The sequence below is a fragment of the Desulfovibrio subterraneus genome (genome assembly GCF_013340285.1).
Taxonomy (GTDB): Bacteria; Desulfobacterota; Desulfovibrionia; order Desulfovibrionales; family Desulfovibrionaceae; genus Halodesulfovibrio; species Halodesulfovibrio subterraneus.
Genome location: NZ_BLVO01000004.1, coordinates 35,049 through 53,150, shown reverse-complemented (window position 1 = coordinate 53,150; position 18,102 = coordinate 35,049). Strand labels below are relative to the sequence as shown.

12 protein-coding genes and 2 tRNA genes are annotated in these 18,102 nt (G+C 55.6%); 10 read left to right on the top strand and 4 right to left on the bottom strand.

Annotated features, from left to right (window positions below):
* Nucleotides 1-18 precede the first annotated feature (18 nt).
* Nucleotides 19-2,187 (top strand): hypothetical protein, encoded by a 2,169-nt coding sequence (locus HUV30_RS00705; RefSeq protein WP_174403482.1) that lies wholly within the window; start codon nucleotides 19-21, stop codon nucleotides 2,185-2,187.
* A gap of 137 nt (nucleotides 2,188-2,324) precedes the next feature.
* On the opposite strand, the gene HUV30_RS00700 is transcribed toward HUV30_RS00705, so the two are convergent.
* Entirely contained in the window at nucleotides 2,325-4,403 is a 2,079-nt protein-coding gene (locus HUV30_RS00700; protein ID WP_243452045.1) for a YgiQ family radical SAM protein, read from the bottom strand.
* Between the two features lie 349 nt (nucleotides 4,404-4,752).
* On the opposite strand from HUV30_RS00700, the gene HUV30_RS00695 reads away from it, so the two are divergent.
* Nucleotides 4,753-6,648, top strand: coding sequence for a FapA family protein (locus HUV30_RS00695; RefSeq protein ID WP_174403481.1), 1,896 nt, complete (start codon nucleotides 4,753-4,755; stop codon nucleotides 6,646-6,648).
* Between the two features lie 61 nt (nucleotides 6,649-6,709).
* On the opposite strand, the gene HUV30_RS00690 is transcribed toward HUV30_RS00695, so the two are convergent.
* From HUV30_RS00690 to HUV30_RS00680, 3 genes are all read right to left on the bottom strand, one after another.
* On the bottom strand, nucleotides 6,710-7,078 hold the full coding sequence (locus HUV30_RS00690; protein WP_174403480.1) for an EF-hand domain-containing protein: 369 nt from the start codon (nucleotides 7,076-7,078) through the stop codon (nucleotides 6,710-6,712).
* Nucleotides 7,079-7,241: 163 nt separating this feature from the next.
* A tRNA-Asn gene (locus HUV30_RS00685) sits at nucleotides 7,242-7,317 on the bottom strand.
* 177 nt (nucleotides 7,318-7,494) lie between these two features.
* Nucleotides 7,495-7,570, bottom strand: a tRNA-Asn gene (locus HUV30_RS00680).
* 289 nt (nucleotides 7,571-7,859) lie between these two features.
* Here HUV30_RS00680 and lysS point away from each other — a divergent pair.
* The 8 genes from lysS (at nucleotide 7,860) to fabZ (ending at nucleotide 18,102) form a co-directional block, all read left to right on the top strand.
* Entirely contained in the window at nucleotides 7,860-9,365 is a 1,506-nt protein-coding gene (lysS, locus tag HUV30_RS00675) for a lysine--tRNA ligase (RefSeq protein WP_174403926.1), read from the top strand.
* Between the two features lie 13 nt (nucleotides 9,366-9,378).
* Nucleotides 9,379-10,605, top strand: coding sequence for a lipoprotein-releasing ABC transporter permease subunit (locus HUV30_RS00670; RefSeq protein WP_174403479.1), 1,227 nt, complete (start codon nucleotides 9,379-9,381; stop codon nucleotides 10,603-10,605).
* The gene (locus HUV30_RS00665) at nucleotides 10,605-11,294 is read left to right on the top strand and encodes an ABC transporter ATP-binding protein (RefSeq protein ID WP_373869315.1); all 690 of its coding nucleotides are present in this window, start codon (nucleotides 10,605-10,607) and stop codon (nucleotides 11,292-11,294) included. The genes HUV30_RS00670 and HUV30_RS00665 overlap by 1 nt, the downstream gene beginning before the upstream one ends.
* Nucleotides 11,278-13,956, top strand: a complete 2,679-nt coding sequence (gene bamA, locus HUV30_RS00660; protein ID WP_174403478.1) for an outer membrane protein assembly factor BamA — start codon at nucleotides 11,278-11,280, stop codon at nucleotides 13,954-13,956. Before HUV30_RS00665 ends, bamA begins: the two co-directional genes overlap by 17 nt.
* Nucleotides 13,957-14,127: 171 nt before the next feature.
* A complete protein-coding gene (locus tag HUV30_RS00655; RefSeq protein ID WP_174403477.1) occupies nucleotides 14,128-15,936 on the top strand; it encodes an N-acetylmuramoyl-L-alanine amidase in 1,809 nt (602 codons plus the stop codon).
* A gap of 143 nt (nucleotides 15,937-16,079) precedes the next feature.
* Nucleotides 16,080-16,604, top strand: coding sequence for an OmpH/Skp family outer membrane protein (locus tag HUV30_RS00650; protein WP_174403476.1), 525 nt, complete (start codon nucleotides 16,080-16,082; stop codon nucleotides 16,602-16,604).
* A gap of 2 nt (nucleotides 16,605-16,606) precedes the next feature.
* A complete protein-coding gene (gene lpxD / locus HUV30_RS00645; RefSeq protein ID WP_174403475.1) occupies nucleotides 16,607-17,635 on the top strand; it encodes a UDP-3-O-(3-hydroxymyristoyl)glucosamine N-acyltransferase in 1,029 nt (342 codons plus the stop codon).
* 2 nt (nucleotides 17,636-17,637) lie between these two features.
* Nucleotides 17,638-18,102: a 3-hydroxyacyl-ACP dehydratase FabZ gene (gene fabZ / locus HUV30_RS00640; protein ID WP_174403474.1), complete on the top strand. Its 465-nt coding sequence runs from the start codon at nucleotides 17,638-17,640 to the stop codon at nucleotides 18,100-18,102.

Sequence of the window (18,102 nt, the reverse complement as noted above, 5' to 3'; positions counted from 1 at the left end):
GTCATGAAGCAGAAAAAAGTGAAAAGAAAAGTTCTGCACCTGTTTGGCAGGAACGATAGCACTGCTGCCGGCTCCGGCAACGCGGGATCGGAAGGGGGTGTGCGTCCGTCAGTTCCGTCTTCCGCAAAGGGCTCGGCTCAGGCGACGTCTGCCGGTTCCGAAGAGAGTCGGGAAACCCTTGATGATCCGTTCCCGTACGGGTTCGGTTCTGACATTCTGGAACGTCTTGTGGATGGAGAGCAGATTGAGGAGGGGACGGGAGAGGATGCCGGATGCCTGCCGTATGACTGTGGTGAAGCATGGGAATCCGCCTTTTCCGGCGCAGAAGAAGAGGGCGTGCCTCCCCTGAAAAGGGAAGGGCTTCCGGGCGGCCATGCTGCTCAGGGTACTTCTGCAGAAAGTCCTGCGGGAGAATCGGGCGGCAATGTTCTTCCCTTGTTCGGTTCGCGCAGGGTGTTGTCCGGCACCGACCGGCCGGACACGATATCCCGGGCGGACGATGCATCTGTGCGCGGGCAGTGGCACCACGGGGCAGATACGTATCTCCCTGCTGATCTGGGCGAGTTGCTTGAACTGCTTTCCATGCCTGATTTCAGCCCCTCGGTCATAGCGGACGATAGCCGTTCCGAAGGTGAACCACCGTTGCGTTTTCCCACACTGGACAGAGTTATGGGCAGGCTGGGTACAGCAGTTGCCCGCAGGCTGTATGCCCTGTCCACGCGGCGGTGGGTGGTGGTACCCAGTGCTGCAAGGCGGGTGCGTTTTGCTGCATGGTCCAGATTTACGCAGCCTGTTGCCGCCACGCTTTCTTTGCTGCCCCTTGAAGGACAGGCCCTGCTCGGGGCGGACAACGATCTTGTTCAACTGATCACTTCCCGCCTTCTGGACCGGGGGCCGGAACGTAATTTCCCGGAACTGTACTCGCAGGCCAGCAAAGAGACTCCGCTTTCGCGGACTTCGCAAGCGGTTGCTGCCCACTGTCTGCATGTATTTCAGCTTGATCTTGAATGGGCTCTGGCCCCGTTCTTTGAGGTGGAAACGTCCCGCTGCAGGGTGCTTGCGCCCGATGAGCCGGTTATCGAATTCGGTGAGCAGGAAGAGTGCATTCTTGTCACTTTTTCCGTATCGGACGGAGAATTTTCCGGGCGCCTGATTTTGCTTTTTCCTGCCGATATGTTGCGCCCGCTGGAAATATTGCTGACCAGCAATGCGCGGGTGCTCATGCCCGCCTCTACAGAAACGGATGACGAGGTGTTTCTCAGGTTGCGCATTCTGTCTGACGAACAGCTGGGGACGTTGCTGAGCGAGTCGCACCCTCTGCTGGCATCCGTGGTGCTGTACCAAATGTCTGAAGACAGGCGTATCCGTATATTGCAGCGCATGGACAGGGCGTTGCAGGAGGAGCTGGTGCGCCGCATGGGCCGCCGTGCCTCAGTGCTGCGGACCCTTTCCATGGAGCAGCGGGTGGCGGTGCGGTCTTTGCTCATGGGCGAGGCGTATACTTCGCATATTCTGCGTATGTGCACCCCTGAAAAGGCTGCCCGTTTTCTGGGCACCATTGCCACCTTGCCCTCGCTTTTCCCCTCACAGGCCACGGAGATATGCGCAGAAGACAACCCCGGTCTGTCCTGCGGCAGCCCGTTGGTTGTGGACAAGGGTATAGTGGGGCGGCTGCTCATGCGCAGCTTTACCTCGGATACCTTTGTGCAGGTCAGCAAGCTGTTGTCTGAAGGAGCGCACGCGCTGCCGTTCGACAGTCTTTCCATGTGCAGTGCCGAAGCTGTGGCTTCGTTGCTGGCGCACGAAACGTATGGTGTGTGCGGGCTGGTACTCAGGCACCTGCTGCGCAAGTCGCCCGAACTTGCCGCATCCGTCTTCGTACGGCTGCGGGAAGAGGCGCAGGCACCTGTTCTTGAAAGGGTGCTCATGCCCCGCTCGGTGGATGTGGACATTGTGCACACGGTGGAAAATGCCCTGTGCGAATACATTCCCCTTGCGTGCAATGCGCACGACGGTGCGCGTCCTGTTTCCGGCGAGGTGTGCGAGGACAGGCTGGCATCGAACCTGCTTTGCTCGTCCGATGCCTTTGTGCTGTTGAGTGCCATGCCCGCTGATACGAAAAAGCGTCTGGTGGACACCATGGAGCACAGCGGTATCCCCATGCCCGCGGATTGCAAGCCGGCCTGATGGTATAGGGCTGGCGGGGCTTGCAGCGCTGAGGGGGGGGGCTTGCAGAGCTCGATTGGCCTGACGGCTGATACCGTATCTATTCCCTGTACGCCCCTATTGGCTCCCCCACGTCTTTATCTGCTCCCCTTACGCCCTTACTTGCTCCCTTTCCGTCCCTGCGGTCTGCCAGAGCCATAGTGCTTTCCGGATTCTTTCTTGGGGGCGGAACCCTTGGGGCGACCGCCGGAACTGCCTCGCTCGTCGCGCGAGCGGGGGCGGTCTGCTTTTTCCGTCCTGTTTGACCGCTCTGGCCGATCTGACTGACCTGTCAGATCCGGGCGATCTGCTCTTTCGGTCCGGTCAGTACGGTCAGCGTCCGGCCTGCGTCCCCTGTCCTTTCTGTGGCTCTGTTCAGCGCCCTTGCGTCCCATTTCCGGCATGAGAATATGATGCTGCCGCAGGCGTTCCGCATCGGTGCGTGCCACGACAATGGCCCTGCCGTCCGGAGCAATGCCCGCGTAGAACATGGCCGTGGCAACCGTACCCGGAGTGGGGATGAAGCACTGTACCTGCTGGGGCTTCCAGCCACGGCGTTGCAGCCAGTCTCCAAGGCGGCGCATGTCTTCGTCCGAACAGCCGGGAAAGCCGCTCATGAGGTAGGGAATGACATATTGCTCTTTGCCTGCCTTGTCGGAATACCGTTCAAACGCTTCCAGAAATGCTTCAAAAACTGGCAGGCCGGGTTTGCGCATCAGGTCGAGCACATTGTCGCAGATGTGTTCGGGCGCAACCTTGAGCTGGCCGCCCGTAAATTCCATGGTGTAGGCGCGCAGGGCCGTGTTGTCCTGCTGGGCAAGGTCGAACCGTACCCCGCTGGCCACACGCACATGTTTTATGCCCTCTTCGTCGCGTATGCGGCGCAGCATGTTCACGGTTTCGGTCTGGTTCACACGGAACTGCGGGCAGATCTTCGGATGCATGCAGCTTGCACGGTTGCACCGGGCAGGGTCTGCCGCACATTCTGCCTGCCACATGTTGGCTGACGGGCCGCCCACGTCGCTTATGGAACCGTTGAAGCGTTTTGTTGCGGCCATTGCCCGCACTTCTTCCATGACCGACTTGTGGCTGCGCGATGCGATGCGCCTTCCCTGATGCAATGCCAGTGAACAGAAGGAACAGCCGCCGCCGCACCCTCTGTGGGTGGTTATGCTCGTGCAGATCATGCTGTCGGCAGGGATGGCTTCCTTGTAGGATGGGTGTGCCTTGCGGGCAAAGGGCAGGGAGTAGAGCCTGTCCATATCCTCTTCCGGCAGAGGCGTGGCAGGGGGCGCGAGCAGCACGGCCCTGCCTGCAACGGGCTGCACAGCCCACGAGTGGGCCTGATGCACGTGCCGTTCAAGGGTAAGCGTGGCGCTCATGAGCAGTTCCGGCTGCGTTTCCATGCTTTCGTGCGAGGGCAGCAGGTAGGCTGGGGCGTCTTCGGGAATATCGGGGGAAAGTCCTGTGGCCGGTTTGGGAATGCCTGCTTCGGGCGCAATGCTCTCTGCAGGGCCGCGCCCCATGGCGGCGGTACCGGGAATGCCGATGACCAGTTCGCGCAAGGGAATGCCGGAATGCCCACCGTGGGCGTCCATGGCTTTGGCGATTTCCAGAAGCGCACTTTCGCCCATGCCGTAGACAAGGCAGTCTGCCTTGCTGTCCAGCAGGATGGGACGGCGCAACTTGTCGGTCCAGAAGTCGTAGTGGGTGATGCGCCGCAGTGATGCTTCAATACCGCCGATGACCACGCCCATGCCGGGAAATGCCTGACGTATGAGGCCGGTGTAAGCAATGGCGGCTCTGTTCGGGCGGGCGCCCGCCTTGCCGCCGGGGGTGTATGCATCGTCATGCCGCTTTTTGCGGAAGGCGGTGTAGTGCGCAAGCATGGAATCTATGGCACCTGCCGATACGGCCGTGAACAGGGACGGGCGGCCCATGCGCGCTACGTCTTCAGTTGTATCCCAGCGGGGTTGCGCCACGATACCGGTGCGGTAGCCGTGGGCTACGAGCCAGCGGCCGAGCAGGGCGGCGGCAAAGCTGGGGTGGTCGACGTATCCGTCGCCGGAAACGATAAGAACGTCCAGCTCTTCCCAGCCGAGTTCCTCCATCTCCTTGCGGGTCATGGGCAGAAAGGCGGGTTGCGGAAGGGGGGTGCGTCCGGCTGACAGGCTTATATGGGCAGGCGTTTTTTTCATGCGCGGAATATAGGGATGGCGGGGCTTCGTGGCAAGCGGAAGCTTTATGGGCAGAGAGGGCTGCCTATCTGTTTTGTTGTAATCACAGCAGGTTTTGGAGGGGGCCACTTGCCTTTGTTGTTGCCCTGTATTACGTGGAAAGTATTACTGGTATGGCTGGGAATAGCTCCGTAGCACGGATAGGTTCCGTCTGCGAATGCAGAAAAGGAACAGGGACAGCCTGCACATGAGGCTGTTGTTTTCCGTACATTGGTCTGTAAAGAGGTAGTGAATGGGCCTTGCCGCTTCAGATAAAACCTCGAATGGTGCAGTGCCATCGACTGTTCGTCACGATGGCGGAGCACCGGCCGTGTGTGCGGATGCATTTCTGCGTTTTTCGGGAACACAGGACCGCATGAAGGTCGGTGTTGCCCGTTATGTTCCTCCACAGGGGAACGGCAAGCCGCTCACCATGGAACGCATAAGCCAGCTCTTGCGTGAGGCTGGCGTAAAAGTACCCGTCAGTGTGAAAGGTGCCGAGAAGCTGCTGGAGTGCATTGCAACCGGTGCCCCGCTGGACAGGATAGTCATCGCCCGTGGTGTTCAGCCCGAGAATGGCAGTGACGCCTGCATTGTTCCCTATGGCAATGTGAATTACCCCGTGTTTCCGGGACAACCCATAGGCAAGCTCATTCCTGCAACACCTCCCCGCGCGGGCATGCGGGTGGACGGCTCGGAACTGCCGCCCCCTTCATCATTGAAGCCCAGAGATATTGTGATTCCGGATGACTGCAATTGTTATCTGGATGATGCATCCCGCGAGATTTCTTCCACCCAGTACGGTCTTGTCATTCTTTCTGATATTTCCATGAACATCAGGCCGCTGGTGCGGGCTGCCGAAGATCGGCAGACCCTGACGGCCACGCTGTATTATCGCGATATGCAGGCCAGGCCGGTGACTGTGGAGCGGGTTCGGCTGATGTTGCAGGCCATGAATGTGCCTGACGGGCTGATTGACCTGCAGGCGATCAAAGATGCGCTTACCCGCAGTGAACGGACCGGAAATCCTGAAACGGATGTGGTGGTGGCCCGTGGCAGGTTGCCTGTGCACGGTTCGGACGGATATGTGGAGATGCTGCAGCGTGAGGATGATTCCGCAGCCGTGGGCAAAGCGTCATCCGACGGCAGCATTGATTATCGCAACCGCGGGATCATGCCTTCCGTTCAGTCCGGCGAGACAGTGGCTGTTATCCATCCGCCCACCGCGGGAACTCCCGGGGTGGAAGTGTTCGGAGAAATTTTACCTGCGCAGGCAGGAAAGTCCGCCGCCGTTACCTTGGACAAAAGCGTGGTTCTGGCGACAGACGGGAAAAATGTTATTGCCCAGACGGCCGGTCTTGCCCAATTTGCCGGTGGTGTTCTTTCCGTTCAGGAAGTGATGGAAATAAAAGGCGATGTGGATTTCGGTTCCGGCAACGTGCAGGTGGCCATAGGCTCTGTCAAAGTGCGCGGTTCCGTCCTTTCCGGTTTTTCCGTCAAGGCTCCCGGGGCTGTGGTTGTGGGAGAGGCCATTGAATCTGCCCGCATTGTTGCCGCTGGCAATATTGAAGTTGGCGGCGGCATTGTCATGCAGGGGAAGGGATTTGTCCGTTGCGGCGGCAATGTGTCCGCCAAATTCATCTCCGAAGCCGTGATAGAGGCGCGCGAAGATGTGGTGGTGCAGGATTCCATATTGCATTCCACCATTCTGTGCGGCGGCATGGTGGTTGCCGTATCCGGCCGCGGCAGGATTCAGGGTGGGTCCATAACCTGCCGCAAGGGGGTGCGGGCCACAGAGGTGGGAACGGCCCTCGGCACGCCCACAAATATCACGCTGGCCATAAGCTCAAAGGCAACGCGCGATATCGAAAAAGAACGGGATAGCGTGAAAGAGGCGCTGGGCAAGCTTAAATCGCGATTTGGTGAAGCCCCTGCGGAAGAGGTGCTCATGAGTGCAAGGCCGGATCAATACAAGGTGATCGAGGCTGCCATGGGGCTGCGCGACAAGCTGACTGAGCGGCTTGATACGTTGCGGGATATCTTGGCGGAAGCACGGCTCAAGGCTGCTGAACGCATGCGCGATGCCTCGGTCAAGGTTACGGGAACGGTGCATCCCGGCACTGTCATTACCATAGGCGAAGCCGTGTTCACGGTATCCGGCCCTTTGCAGGCCGTGGTGTTCCGTTATGTGCCGGAATCCAGAAGCATAGAGGCTGTGTCTGCCTGATCCGTTTTGATCTTTCCCGTATAATAAAGATGAAAAAAGCCGGTTTGCACCGGCTTTCTGTTTATTCTGCAGTCTTGGGGGGCTCGATGAGCATCTTCCCGTTGGAACCCGTGGGCGGGTGTCCGGGAGGCATTCCCATGCCGCCCTTGGGGGGCATCTGCATGCCGGGCCCCTTGCCGCCCATGGTTTTGCCGTCGGCACCATGCGAACCCATGAAGGCGTGCCATTCATCGTGAGAAATGCCGCCATCGGAGTTTGTATCTATGGTTTCAAAGGCAGCCTTACGCATGTTGGGGTGCTGGGCTTCAAATTCTTCCCAGCTGACTGAGTCGTTGGCATCCTTATCCATCACACCGAACTTGTCGTCCGCTATACCCTGGGTGGTCCACAGGCAGGTTATGAGAGCCGCCAGTGCAAGTCGTTTCATCATGTCTCCTTCTGCCGGAGGCAGTCGTTGTTGGCGTCTGCGCGCTGAGTTTCTGCGCACAAATAGCGTTTCCCGAAGAGTGTGTCCAGCGGGGACCGGCAATTTTCCGGCCCCGGGTGGGAATACGGAAAAAGCCCTCTTCCATTCGGAAGAGGGCTTTGCATTCTGGCTCCCCGGACAGGACTTGAACCTGTAACCTAGTGATTAACAGTCACCCGCTCTGCCGATTGAGCCACCGGGGATTATGTGGAGCGCTGCGCTGAACTCGCGTCCAACGAGGAGAGAGCTATACGGACTTCACCTGAAGCAGTCAAGGAAAAATGTTTCAAAACGAAATTTTCCTTTCCATATGGCGTGGCTGTGCGTATTCTCGTAAAAATATAAAAGCCCCCTTCCTTTCAGAAGAGGGCTCTGCACTCTGGCTCCCCGGACAGGACTTGAACCTGTAACCTAGTGATTAACAGTCACCCGCTCTGCCGATTGAGCCACCGGGGATTATGCTTGCTGTCCGCGTGTTGCGTTCAGCGCGGAAAAGTCTCTAAGCGAAAGCCCCCGGTTCCGTCAAGCAGCTTTTTCATTTTTTTCGTTTTTCAGGGCTGGAATTATTTTGGAGTATTGAACGGATGCGGTTTCTTGACGACAGTGGACAATTGGCATAACCCATCCCAATTCAGATGGATCGAATTTACTACATGGAGTTATTGCCTTGAGCGATCAGGAAAAATCAAAGCGGCCTTCTATCAAATTGCCCACCAAATCCCAGCATGCGGAATATTTCATGCCCATGCTGGAGAGTTTCGCCAACCGCGACGATCTGAACGAAGTGGTTAAAAACAGGGTGGCGAAATCCTGTGACCTGCTTGAGGCGGGATACGCCTTGTTCCCCAACGGATTCCGCAAGGAGGAAGATTTCTCCGAAATTCGCGCAGAATTCGAGGGACTGGAGACTGAGGAGCTTGAAGCGCTCGACCGGGTCTTCTGTTGCGCCGGACGTATTGTCGCCAACCGCTCCTTCGGCAAGGTGACCTTTTTTCACCTGCTCGACCGCAGCGGCAAGATGCAGTGTTACGCTGCCCGCGAAGATATGGGCGAAGAAGAGTACGCCATTTTCAAGAAGTTCGATATCGGTGATATCGTCGGTGTGCACGGCACGCTTTTCCGCACCAAGACCGGCGAACTTACGCTTTCCTGCAAGTCCGTCAAACTGCTTACCAAATCCATTCGTCCGCTGCCGGAAAAGTATCATGGCCTGAAGGACGTGGAAATTCGGTATCGCCAGCGGTATGTCGACCTTATCGTTACGCCGCGCACCCGCGAGATTTTCCGCAAACGTACCCAGGTGGTGCGCGAATTCCGCCGTTTCATGGAAGGCCATGGCTTCATGGAAGTGGAAACGCCCATGATGCAGCCCATTCCCGGCGGTGCCACTGCACGCCCGTTTGTCACGCATCATAATACGCTCGACATGCAGCTCTATATGCGCATTGCGCCCGAGCTGTACCTCAAGCGCCTGCTTGTGGGCGGGTTTGAAAAGGTGTTCGAAATCAACCGCAACTTCCGTAACGAAGGTATTTCCACCCAGCATAACCCCGAGTTTACCATGTGTGAATTTTACTGGGCGTATGCAACCTTCGAAGATCTCATGGATCTTACCGAACAGCTTTTTGCGCATATTGCGCAGGCTGTGTGCGGTTCCACCGTTATCACTTATCAGGAACAGGAAATCGACCTGACTCCCGGCAAGTGGACCCGCATGGGTTTTGCGGAATCTCTTGAGAAGATAGGCGGACATTCTGCCGACCTGTATACCAACTATGACAAGCTTGCCGCATACATAAAAGAACGCGGCGAAAAGGTCATAGCGGGTGAAAAGCTGGCAAAGCTGCAGGCAAAGCTGTTCGATCTGGACGTTGAGCCGCGTCTTGTTCAGCCGCACTTCATCTATCATTACCCCACGGACATCTCGCCACTTTCCCGTAAGAACGAGAAAGATCCCACCATCACTGACCGTTTTGAGCTTTTTATGACCGGTCGTGAACTTGCCAACGCCTTTTCGGAACTCAATGATCCCGTGGACCAGCGTCTGCGGTTCCTTGATCAGGTGGCCGAAAAGGAAGCAGGCGATGATGAAGCGCACTTCATGGACGAGGACTATCTCCGCGCTCTGGAATATGGCATGCCTCCGGCCGCAGGGCAGGGTATCGGCATTGACCGTCTGGTCATGCTGCTGACCGATTCTGCGTCCATCCGCGAGGTCATCCTCTTCCCGCTGCTCAAACCGGAGAGCTAGGCCTTAATCACCCATGAGCTTTGAATCATTCATTGCGCTGCGCTACCTTATGGCGCGCAGCAAACAGACGTTCATATCCGTCATATCCGTCACTTCCATTCTGGGTGTAGCGCTTGGCGTGGCATCCCTTATCGTGGTTCTTGGTGTCATGAACGGCTTCACCAAGGACTTGCGCGACAAGATTCTCGGTGTGAACGCCCATGCTATCACCATGTCCATAGGTGGCGGCATAGCTAACTACGAATCCGTCATGGAAAAAGTGCAAGGGGTTCCCGATATAACCGGGGTAACCCCTTTCATTTATTCCGAGGTCATGATCTCCACGGCCAGCGGTGTGAAGGGGCTTGTACTGCGCGGGGTTGACCCGGCCACGGCCGAGAAGGTTCTGTCCATTCGTGAACACATGGAAGACGGATCGTTCGCCAGCCTTGAACAGGACGGCATGCCCGGCATCATCATCGGCAAGGAACTCGCACAGCGCCTCGGTGTGGGCATAGGCGGCAGGGTGAACTTGCTGTCTCCCACGGGAACCAAGACTGCAACCGGCTTTACCCCCCGGGTACGCATCTGCCGTATTGTCGGTCTGTTCAAGACGGGGATGTGGGAATACGATTCCTCCCTCGGGTTTGTCTCCCTCGGATTTGCCCGCGACTTGCTCGGCTGGAAGGGCGACACCGTCACCGGCCTTGAAATGACTGTGCGCGATGTGTACCGGGCGGATAAAGTTGCCGAGAATGTGACGGCTGCACTGGGCGGATATCCCTATTACTCCCGCAACTGGATGGAAATGAATGCCAACCTCTTTGCCGCTCTCAAGCTGGAAAAGACGGCCATGGGCATCATCCTGACCCTGATCGTTCTTGTGGGATCCTTTTCCATCGTCACCACGCTGGTTATGCTGGTTATGGAAAAAACCCGTGATATCGCCATTCTCATGTCCATGGGCGCGACGCGGTCCCAGATTCGTCGCATATTCATGCTGCAGGGCACCATCATAGGCGCCATAGGCACAATAATAGGTTTCGGTCTGGGGCTTTCCGTGGCATATCTGCTTAAAAGATATCAGTTTATCGAGTTGCCCAAGGGTGTCTATTCGCTCGATACCCTGCCGGTTCTGATAGAATGGACCGATCTTCTGATAATCGGCGTATCAGCCATGGTGCTTTGTTTTGTGGCAACCATCTATCCCGCCCGTCAGGCTGCGCGCCTTGAGCCGGTTGAAGCGCTGAGGTACGAATAGTGACAACAGGCGCATTATATCAGCTTATCGGGGTGGGCAGAGAGTACGAAGGACCTGCTGAAAAAGTGACCGTGATTCAGTCTCTGGACCTCTCGATAGGGCAGGGAGAATCGGTCGCCATTGTCGGATCATCCGGTTCAGGTAAAAGTACCCTCTTGCATCTCTTGGGAACCCTTGATAATCCTTCGTGGGGAACTATTAACTTTCGCGGACAGGATCTTGGACAATTTTCCCCGGAGGCCAAGGCGGCCCTTCGAAATCGTGAGATAGGTTTCGTATTTCAGTTTCACCACCTGCTGCCGGAGTTTACCACCATCGAGAATGTTGCCATGCAGGCTCTCATTGGCGGGGTAAGCAGGTCAGAGGCTTTTGACAGGGCTCGTGACGCCCTGGGACTGGTGGGGCTACATGGACGGATTATGCACAGGGTGACAACCCTGTCAGGCGGCGAGAGACAACGTGCCGCCATTGCCCGGGCCATACTGATGCGTCCTGCAGTGCTTCTTGCGGACGAGCCCACCGGAAACCTTGATGAGCGGACCGGCTGTGTGGTTGCCGAGCAGCTCATGCATCTGAATGAAGAACTGGGGATGACCCTGGTGGTTGTGACCCATAACGCTGAATTGGCGGCCTTGATGCAACGCCGTCTTGAACTGAGAGCTGGAGAACTGTATGATCAAACTGTTTAGACCTTGCTTTGCAATGGTCTTTTTCGCACTCTTCCTGCTTACCTCTGCGGGGGCCCACGCTGCTCCTGTTCAGGACACGAAAATCATAGTGCTACCCTTCGAGGTGAACGCCGGTGAGGATCTGAAGTACCTTGAAGAGAGCCTGCCGCAGCTGATTACAGAGCGGCTGGCAGCAAAGGGCTTCACCGTTATCCCCCAGAATCAGGTCATGGCCCTGATACAGCAGCAGGGTATTACTGAGCTTTCCATCGCCGCAGTACGCGACATTTCACTGCTTTCCGGCGCATCCTATGCCGTGTACGGCAGCTTCAACCAGATAGGCGAAGATGTTTCCATTGATGCCCGTCTTGTGGAAGCATACGGGCTGCAGCCTGCCAAGCCGGTTTTCATTGCCAAGAACGGCCTCATCAACATCATTCCCGCCGTGGATGAGCTGGTTGAGGTTGCTTCCAATGAAATGCAGAGCAAAAACACCATTGCCAAGATTTCTGTCAAAGGGACCAAAATTCTCGATCCCGACGTGGTACTCATGCGCATCCGTACCCGCAAGGGCGACGGGTTGGACGGCAAGCAGCTCAACGAAGACATCAAGCGTATTTTTGATCTGGGATACTTCAGCGACGTGAAGGCCTCTGTGGACCAGACCCGCGAGGGCATGGAACTGGTGTTCACCGTAGTGGAAAAATCACGCATCGAGAAAATTGTCATTGAAGGTTCCGATGCCGTGGATGAGGAAGACATCCTCGCCGCCATGAGCTCCAAGACCGGAGCTGTCCTGAACGAAAAGCTCCTTGCACAGGATATAGAGAAGGTTCTCGAACTCTACCGCAAGGAAGGGTACTACCTCGCAAAGCTGTCTCACAAGGTTGAGGAGCACGCCAATCATTCGGCAAGCCTTGTGTTTACCGTTGAAGAAGGCAAGAAGCTCTATATCAGTGAAGTAAAGCTGCAGGGCGCAGAGCAGCTTGATCCGGACGAAGTGCTCGATGAATTGGCGCTTTCTCCCCACAACATGCTTTCATGGTACACCGGTTCCGGCGTGCTGCGTGAAGATTATCTGGAGCGCGATACGGCTGCCATCGGCGCCTATTACCTCAACCGTGGCTTCATGGATGTGGTTGTAGGTGAACCACAGGTTGAATACCTTGAAGAAGGCATTGTCATCACCTTCCGTGTGAAGGAAGGCAAGCGCTACAAGGTTGGCAACGTTGCATTCAAGGGCGACCTTATCGAACCTGACGATGTTCTCTTGGGCATTGTTGGTCTGGACGAGTGGAAGGCTGATGAAACCTATCTCAGTTATTCTCAGCTTCAGGATGATACAAACAAGCTCACCGATTACTACACTCAGCATGGCTATGCCTTTGCCGACGTGGATTATGATACGAATAAGGTGGATGAAGAGACCATCGACGTCACCTACAAGGTGACCAAGAAGAACAAGGTGTATGTACGCAATGTCTCCATTACCGGAAACACGCAGACTCGCGACAACGTCATTCGCCGCGATGTGCTGCTTGCTGACGGTGAAGTGTTTGACGGCGAGAAATTGCGCAAGAGCAACAGGAAGCTGAATAACCTCGGTTTCTTCTCTGCAGCCGAAGTGGAAATGGTCCCCACCGAGAAGCCTGACGAAGTTGACCTTAAGGTCAAGGTCAAGGAACAGAACACCGGTGCGCTTATGGCCGGTGTGGGCTGGAACAGCTGGGGCGGCGTGGGGATAAGCGGCTCCATAACGGAGAAGAACCTGTGGGGTAAGGGATACACAGCGTCTGCCAAGGCTGCCTTCGGCGGAAAGTACAATCGCTACGACCTGTATTTCTACAACCCCAGACTCAACGACTCCAAGTACTCATTGTCTGTGAACTCCTATCTTTCCAAGAATGAGTACGACGACTATACCACCAGCATTCTTGGTACAACCACGGAAGTGGGCCGTCCCATCACGGATAAGACCAAGGTGTTTGCCGGGTATCGCCTCGACTTCTACAACATTTATGAAGTGGATGAAGAAGCATCCAGACATATTAAAATGCGCGCAGGCAATCGCGTTGCGAGCGTTGTTTCAACCTCGGTCGTGCGTAATACCATCGACGACCCCATGCGCCCCACTTCCGGTTCGCGCATATCTGGCCGAGCTGAATACGGTGGCGGTATCCTGCAAGGTGACGACGACTTCATCAAGTTGGTCGGTGATGCCCGCGCGTACTACGCCCTGAACAAGGACCATGTGCTCATGGGCCGCGTAAAGGGTGGTACTTTGCAGGAAGGAAGCTCCGGTGAGGAAGTGCCTCTTATCGAGCGTTTCTGGATTGGCGGCATCAACTCCGTGCGCGGCTATGAAACTTCCGACTTTGCCGTGCTGAACGAAGATGGTGACAAGATCGGTGGTACCCGCATGGCATTCGTCAACTTTGAATACCAGTGGTATTTCAATAACGACTTCGGCATGCAGCTGGTGCCCTTCTTCGACGCCGGTATGAACCACGACGACACTTATGATCGCGAAGGATCGGATGAAATTCTGATGAGCTACGGTCTTGAGTGGCGGTGGAAATCTCCCCTCGGCGACCTGCGCTTTGCCTACGGCATACCGATCAGCAAGGTTGATGGCGATGAACAGGATCCACGATTCGAGTTCGCCATGGGACAGGCATTCTAAGACATACGGAAGCGCGGCCACGAGCCGCGCTTCTTCTTTTTATTCTCTTTCATGATTGTATCGGGTTGCAACTCTTTTGCTGTTTCATTAGGTTGTAGCTGTTTTCTAGACTTGGCCCCCGGTATCGGGGCTTGTCATCAGATATGTTGAAGCAACCTTTTCAGGAAGATTATGTCTCAAACGCGATTGGGCAGACTGACGTCCATAGTCATATATTCGTTGTGCCTGCTTATCTGCTTATCCTCTCTGGCGTATGGCGCTTCGGTAAGTGCCGATTACAAGAAGGGGTATGACTCGTTCTCGGCTTTGACGAAAAACGCCAAGCGGGCAAAGTACCGTTCCAACTGGAAGCAGCTGGAAGAGTCGTTCATGGCTATTTACAAGCGCGACCCCAAGGGGGCGTATGCTCCCAAGGCCTTGTACTTTGCTGCCAGAGTGAATGAAGAGCTTGGCAAACGTTCCTTTATGCCTTCCGACTACCAGACTGCGGCTGAGTACTATCAGCGGACAGTGAGACTTTTTCCCAAACATAGCTGGGCAGACGATTGTCTGTATCGCAGGGCGGAGCTTCTTCATGAAAAACTGCGTGATACCGATGGTGCCATAGCAGATCTTAATGTTATCCTGCGTGATTATACGCGGGGGGACATGTACAATAAGGCGCTGGCGCTGCATCGGGAGTTGCGGAAGGGTGGAACACCGGCTGTTGAGGCGCCTCCTGTTGTTTCCCGTTCCGCAGAAAAGGTATCAAGGCCTGCCGTATCATCTTCCTCAAAAGCCTCAAGTTCCACACCTGTAAGCGAGCTCAGCGATATACGGTTTCAGAGCAGCAATGAGTATACGCGAATTGTTCTTACGGTAAGTGAGCAGCCTACCTATCATTATCAGATTCTGCCTGCGGATAAAGCCCGGGGGCTTCCGTTTAGACTGTATATTGACCTCATGAATGTTGTGCGCGGCAACGATGTTCCTTCGGAAATTGATGTGAAGGACGGCATTCTGCGACAGGTGCGCACCGGTACTCCCTCTAATGGTGCGACACGCGTGGTTCTGGATTTCCAATCCATGCAGAAATACAATGTCTTTGTGCTGGATAATCCCTACAGAGTCGTAATCGATGTTACGGCTCCGGCTGGAGGAACGTCCGTGGTGACGGCACCTGAATCCGGTTCTAAGACGGCTTCCGCTCCGAAAAAGGAAGCGCCGAAGGAATCTGCCAAGAGTTCTGCTGTGGCAAAATACAAGGCTCCGCCCGGCAGCAAGAAGCAGGTGGGTGAGCTTATTGAGCAGCTTGGGCTGACGGTAAAGACCATCATGATTGACGCAGGCCACGGGGGGAAGGACCCAGGTGCCAATGCCAACCAGATTCGTGAGAAGGACTATGTTCTCAAGGTGGCGACGATGGTCGGAGAAATGCTCAAGCAGCGCGGGTTTACGGTTCTCTATACCCGCAGGGATGATACCTTTGTCCCCCTTGAGGAGCGGACCGCCATGGCCAACGTGCGCAAGGCCGACATGTTTCTGTCTTTCCATATAAACGCGCACCGCAGTTCCGGTATTTCCGGTCTGGAAACCTATTACCTCAACCTCGCCAGTTCCAAGAGCGCCGTGCGGGTTGCGGCGCGGGAAAACGCTGTCAGCGAAAAGCGTATCAGTGACCTGCAGTTCATTCTCACCGACCTGATGCTGAACTCGAAAATGCAGGAATCGAAGGATCTTGCATCCCTGATCCAGAAAAATATGGTCGGCACGGTCAAGTCCGGCGGCTATTCTGTAAGGGATAACGGGGTGCGAAGCGCGCCGTTCTATGTGCTCATGGGGGCGAAAATGCCCTCGGTTCTGGTGGAGCTCGGGTACTGCACCAACAAAGAGGAAGCAAGACGGATACGGTCAGACAAATATTTGAAAAAACTTGCTTCCGGCGTGGTCAAAGGCGTTGAGAGTTACACCAAGCAATTGGGGCGTTATGCCTCCATGTAACATTTCTTGACGTAAAAGCTTATTGGGGGATATTCCATCTCACGCATTCTGATGGCATTCAGTAATCAGGGTTGCGGAATTGGGACATGTTAATCAACTGATGGCAGTAATGTTTTTTTATAGAATACAAGGAGCAATAATCCATGCGTAAGGCAATTTTTCTTTCTTTGCTGATGGTTCTGTTAGCCACTGTTCCTGCTTTTGCCGGCAAGATCGGGTATGTCGATTCCATCAAGCTGGTAACTGAATCCGAGCCTGCAAAGGCTGCTTCCGAAAAGATGGAAAAGGACTTCGGTCCCGAGAACAAGGAAGTTGTTGCGCTGATCAAGCAGTACCAGAAGAAGATGGAAGAAATGAAGGTTCAGGCCGCTGCGCTTTCCGAAGCTGCCCGTGAAGACAAGAAGGTTGAACTGCTCCGTCTTAAGCGTGACGTGGAAGACAGACAGCGCGCCCTTGCCCGCAAGGTACAGGCTGCCAACGAAAGCGTCCGTCACACCATCGCCGCCATGATCGTGAAGGCTACCCAGGACTTCGCCAAGAAGAACCAGTACGACATGATCTTCGACAAGGCATATCCTTCCATGGTGTATGCCACTTCCAGCCTGGATGTGACCAAGGAAGTCATGGTGGAGCTGAACCGCGTATACCGTGAAAACAAGAAGCAGTAAGCATGACGCGCAGGCTTTCCGATATCGCAAGCGAACTGGGGCTTGAACTGCGTGGTGAAGACATGGATGTTTCCAGCGTCAACACCCTTGAAAACGCAGGGCCCGACGAGGTCAGCTTTCTTGCGAATCCTAAATATGTTCCGCAGCTGGCGACCACCGCTGCCGGAGCAGTAATCTGCAGCGCCGAATTCGCCGGTGAGGTGAAAAGGGCGCTTGTCAGCGAGAATCCCTATCTGGATTTCGGTCGGTGTGTTTCACTGTTTGCCAAGCCTCAGGGCGGCATGAAGGGGATTCATGCCATGGCATTCATTGATCCTGATGCAAAGGTTGCTGAAGGCTGCACCGTGTATCCGTTTGCCTTTGTCGGTCCCCGGGCTGAAGTGGGCGCAGATACGGTAATTTTCCCCGGTTGTTATATCGGGGAAGACTGCCGTGTCGGTTCGGGATGCATCCTGTATCCCAATGCCGTGCTTATGGCTGGTACCGTTATGGGAGATGACTGCATCGTGCACGCCGGTGTGGTGCTCGGAGCCGACGGCTTCGGGTTTGCACCGACGCCGTATGGCATTCAGAAGATTCCCCAGATCGGTACCGTAACCATTGGCAGCGATGTGGAAATAGGCGCGAACACCGCCATCGACCGTGCGGTGCTCGGCACCACCTCGGTCGGCGATTCCACCAAGATCGACAATCTGGTGCAGATAGGCCACAATGTGCAGATAGGCGACCAGTGCCTCATCGTCTCGCAGGTGGGCATATCCGGTTCCACCAAGGTCGGTAACAATGTTACCATGGCCGGACAGGTGGGCGTTGCCGGACATCTGACCATCGGCGATGGAGTCACCATCGGTCCCAAGTCAGGTGTGGCCAAGGATATTGCCCCCGGCCTGACCGTGGGCGGCCAGCCCGTTGTGGACAAGGGCACATACATCCGCACGCTGACGATCATGCCGAAGCTGCCGGATATGTATAAGCGCCTGATGCGCCTTGAGAAGGAACTCGCTGAACTCAAGAATGAAGCGGAGAAGTAACAATGACCCAAGAGAATCCCAATTCTTTTGATATCCGAAAAATTCTGGGCCTGCTGCCGCACCGTTACCCGTTTTTGCTGGTTGACCGTGTGGTGGATTATGTTCCCGGTCAAAGCATCGTCGCCTACAAGAACGTCTCCTTCAACGAGCCGTTCTTTCAGGGACATTTTCCCGGCATTCCCGTAATGCCCGGTGTGCTCATCATGGAAGCGCTGGCGCAGGCCGGCGGCATTCTGGTGATCAAGAGTACCGATACCACCATTGAAGACAAGCTCTTCCTGTTTACCGGCATGGAGAAGGTGCGCTTCCGCAAGCCTGTCTATCCCGGCGATAAGCTTGAGCTGCATTGCTCTCTCATCCGTCAGAAGCTCAAGCTCTGGAAGATGGAAGGAAAGGCGTATGTTGACGGCAAACTGGCCGCAGAAGCGGAAATGACCGCTGCCATCATGAACAAAGAGGACATGTAG

Excerpts from the sequence above, each read along its gene's own strand:
- HUV30_RS00700 (WP_243452045.1), bottom strand. The coding sequence starts at position 4,403 with ATGAAAAAAACGCCTGCCCATATAAGCCTGTCAGCCGGACGCACCCCC.
- HUV30_RS00650 (WP_174403476.1), top strand. The coding sequence starts at position 16,080 with ATGCGTAAGGCAATTTTTCTTTCTTTGCTGATGGTTCTGTTAGCCACT.
- HUV30_RS00670 (WP_174403479.1), top strand. The coding sequence starts at position 9,379 with ATGAGCTTTGAATCATTCATTGCGCTGCGCTACCTTATGGCGCGCAGC.
- HUV30_RS00655 (WP_174403477.1), top strand. The coding sequence starts at position 14,128 with ATGTCTCAAACGCGATTGGGCAGACTGACGTCCATAGTCATATATTCG.
- lysS (WP_174403926.1), top strand. The coding sequence starts at position 7,860 with ATGCTGGAGAGTTTCGCCAACCGCGACGATCTGAACGAAGTGGTTAAA.
- HUV30_RS00690 (WP_174403480.1), bottom strand. The coding sequence starts at position 7,078 with ATGATGAAACGACTTGCACTGGCGGCTCTCATAACCTGCCTGTGGACC.
- bamA (WP_174403478.1), top strand. The coding sequence starts at position 11,278 with ATGATCAAACTGTTTAGACCTTGCTTTGCAATGGTCTTTTTCGCACTC.
- fabZ (WP_174403474.1), top strand. The coding sequence starts at position 17,638 with ATGACCCAAGAGAATCCCAATTCTTTTGATATCCGAAAAATTCTGGGC.
- lpxD (WP_174403475.1), top strand. The coding sequence starts at position 16,607 with ATGACGCGCAGGCTTTCCGATATCGCAAGCGAACTGGGGCTTGAACTG.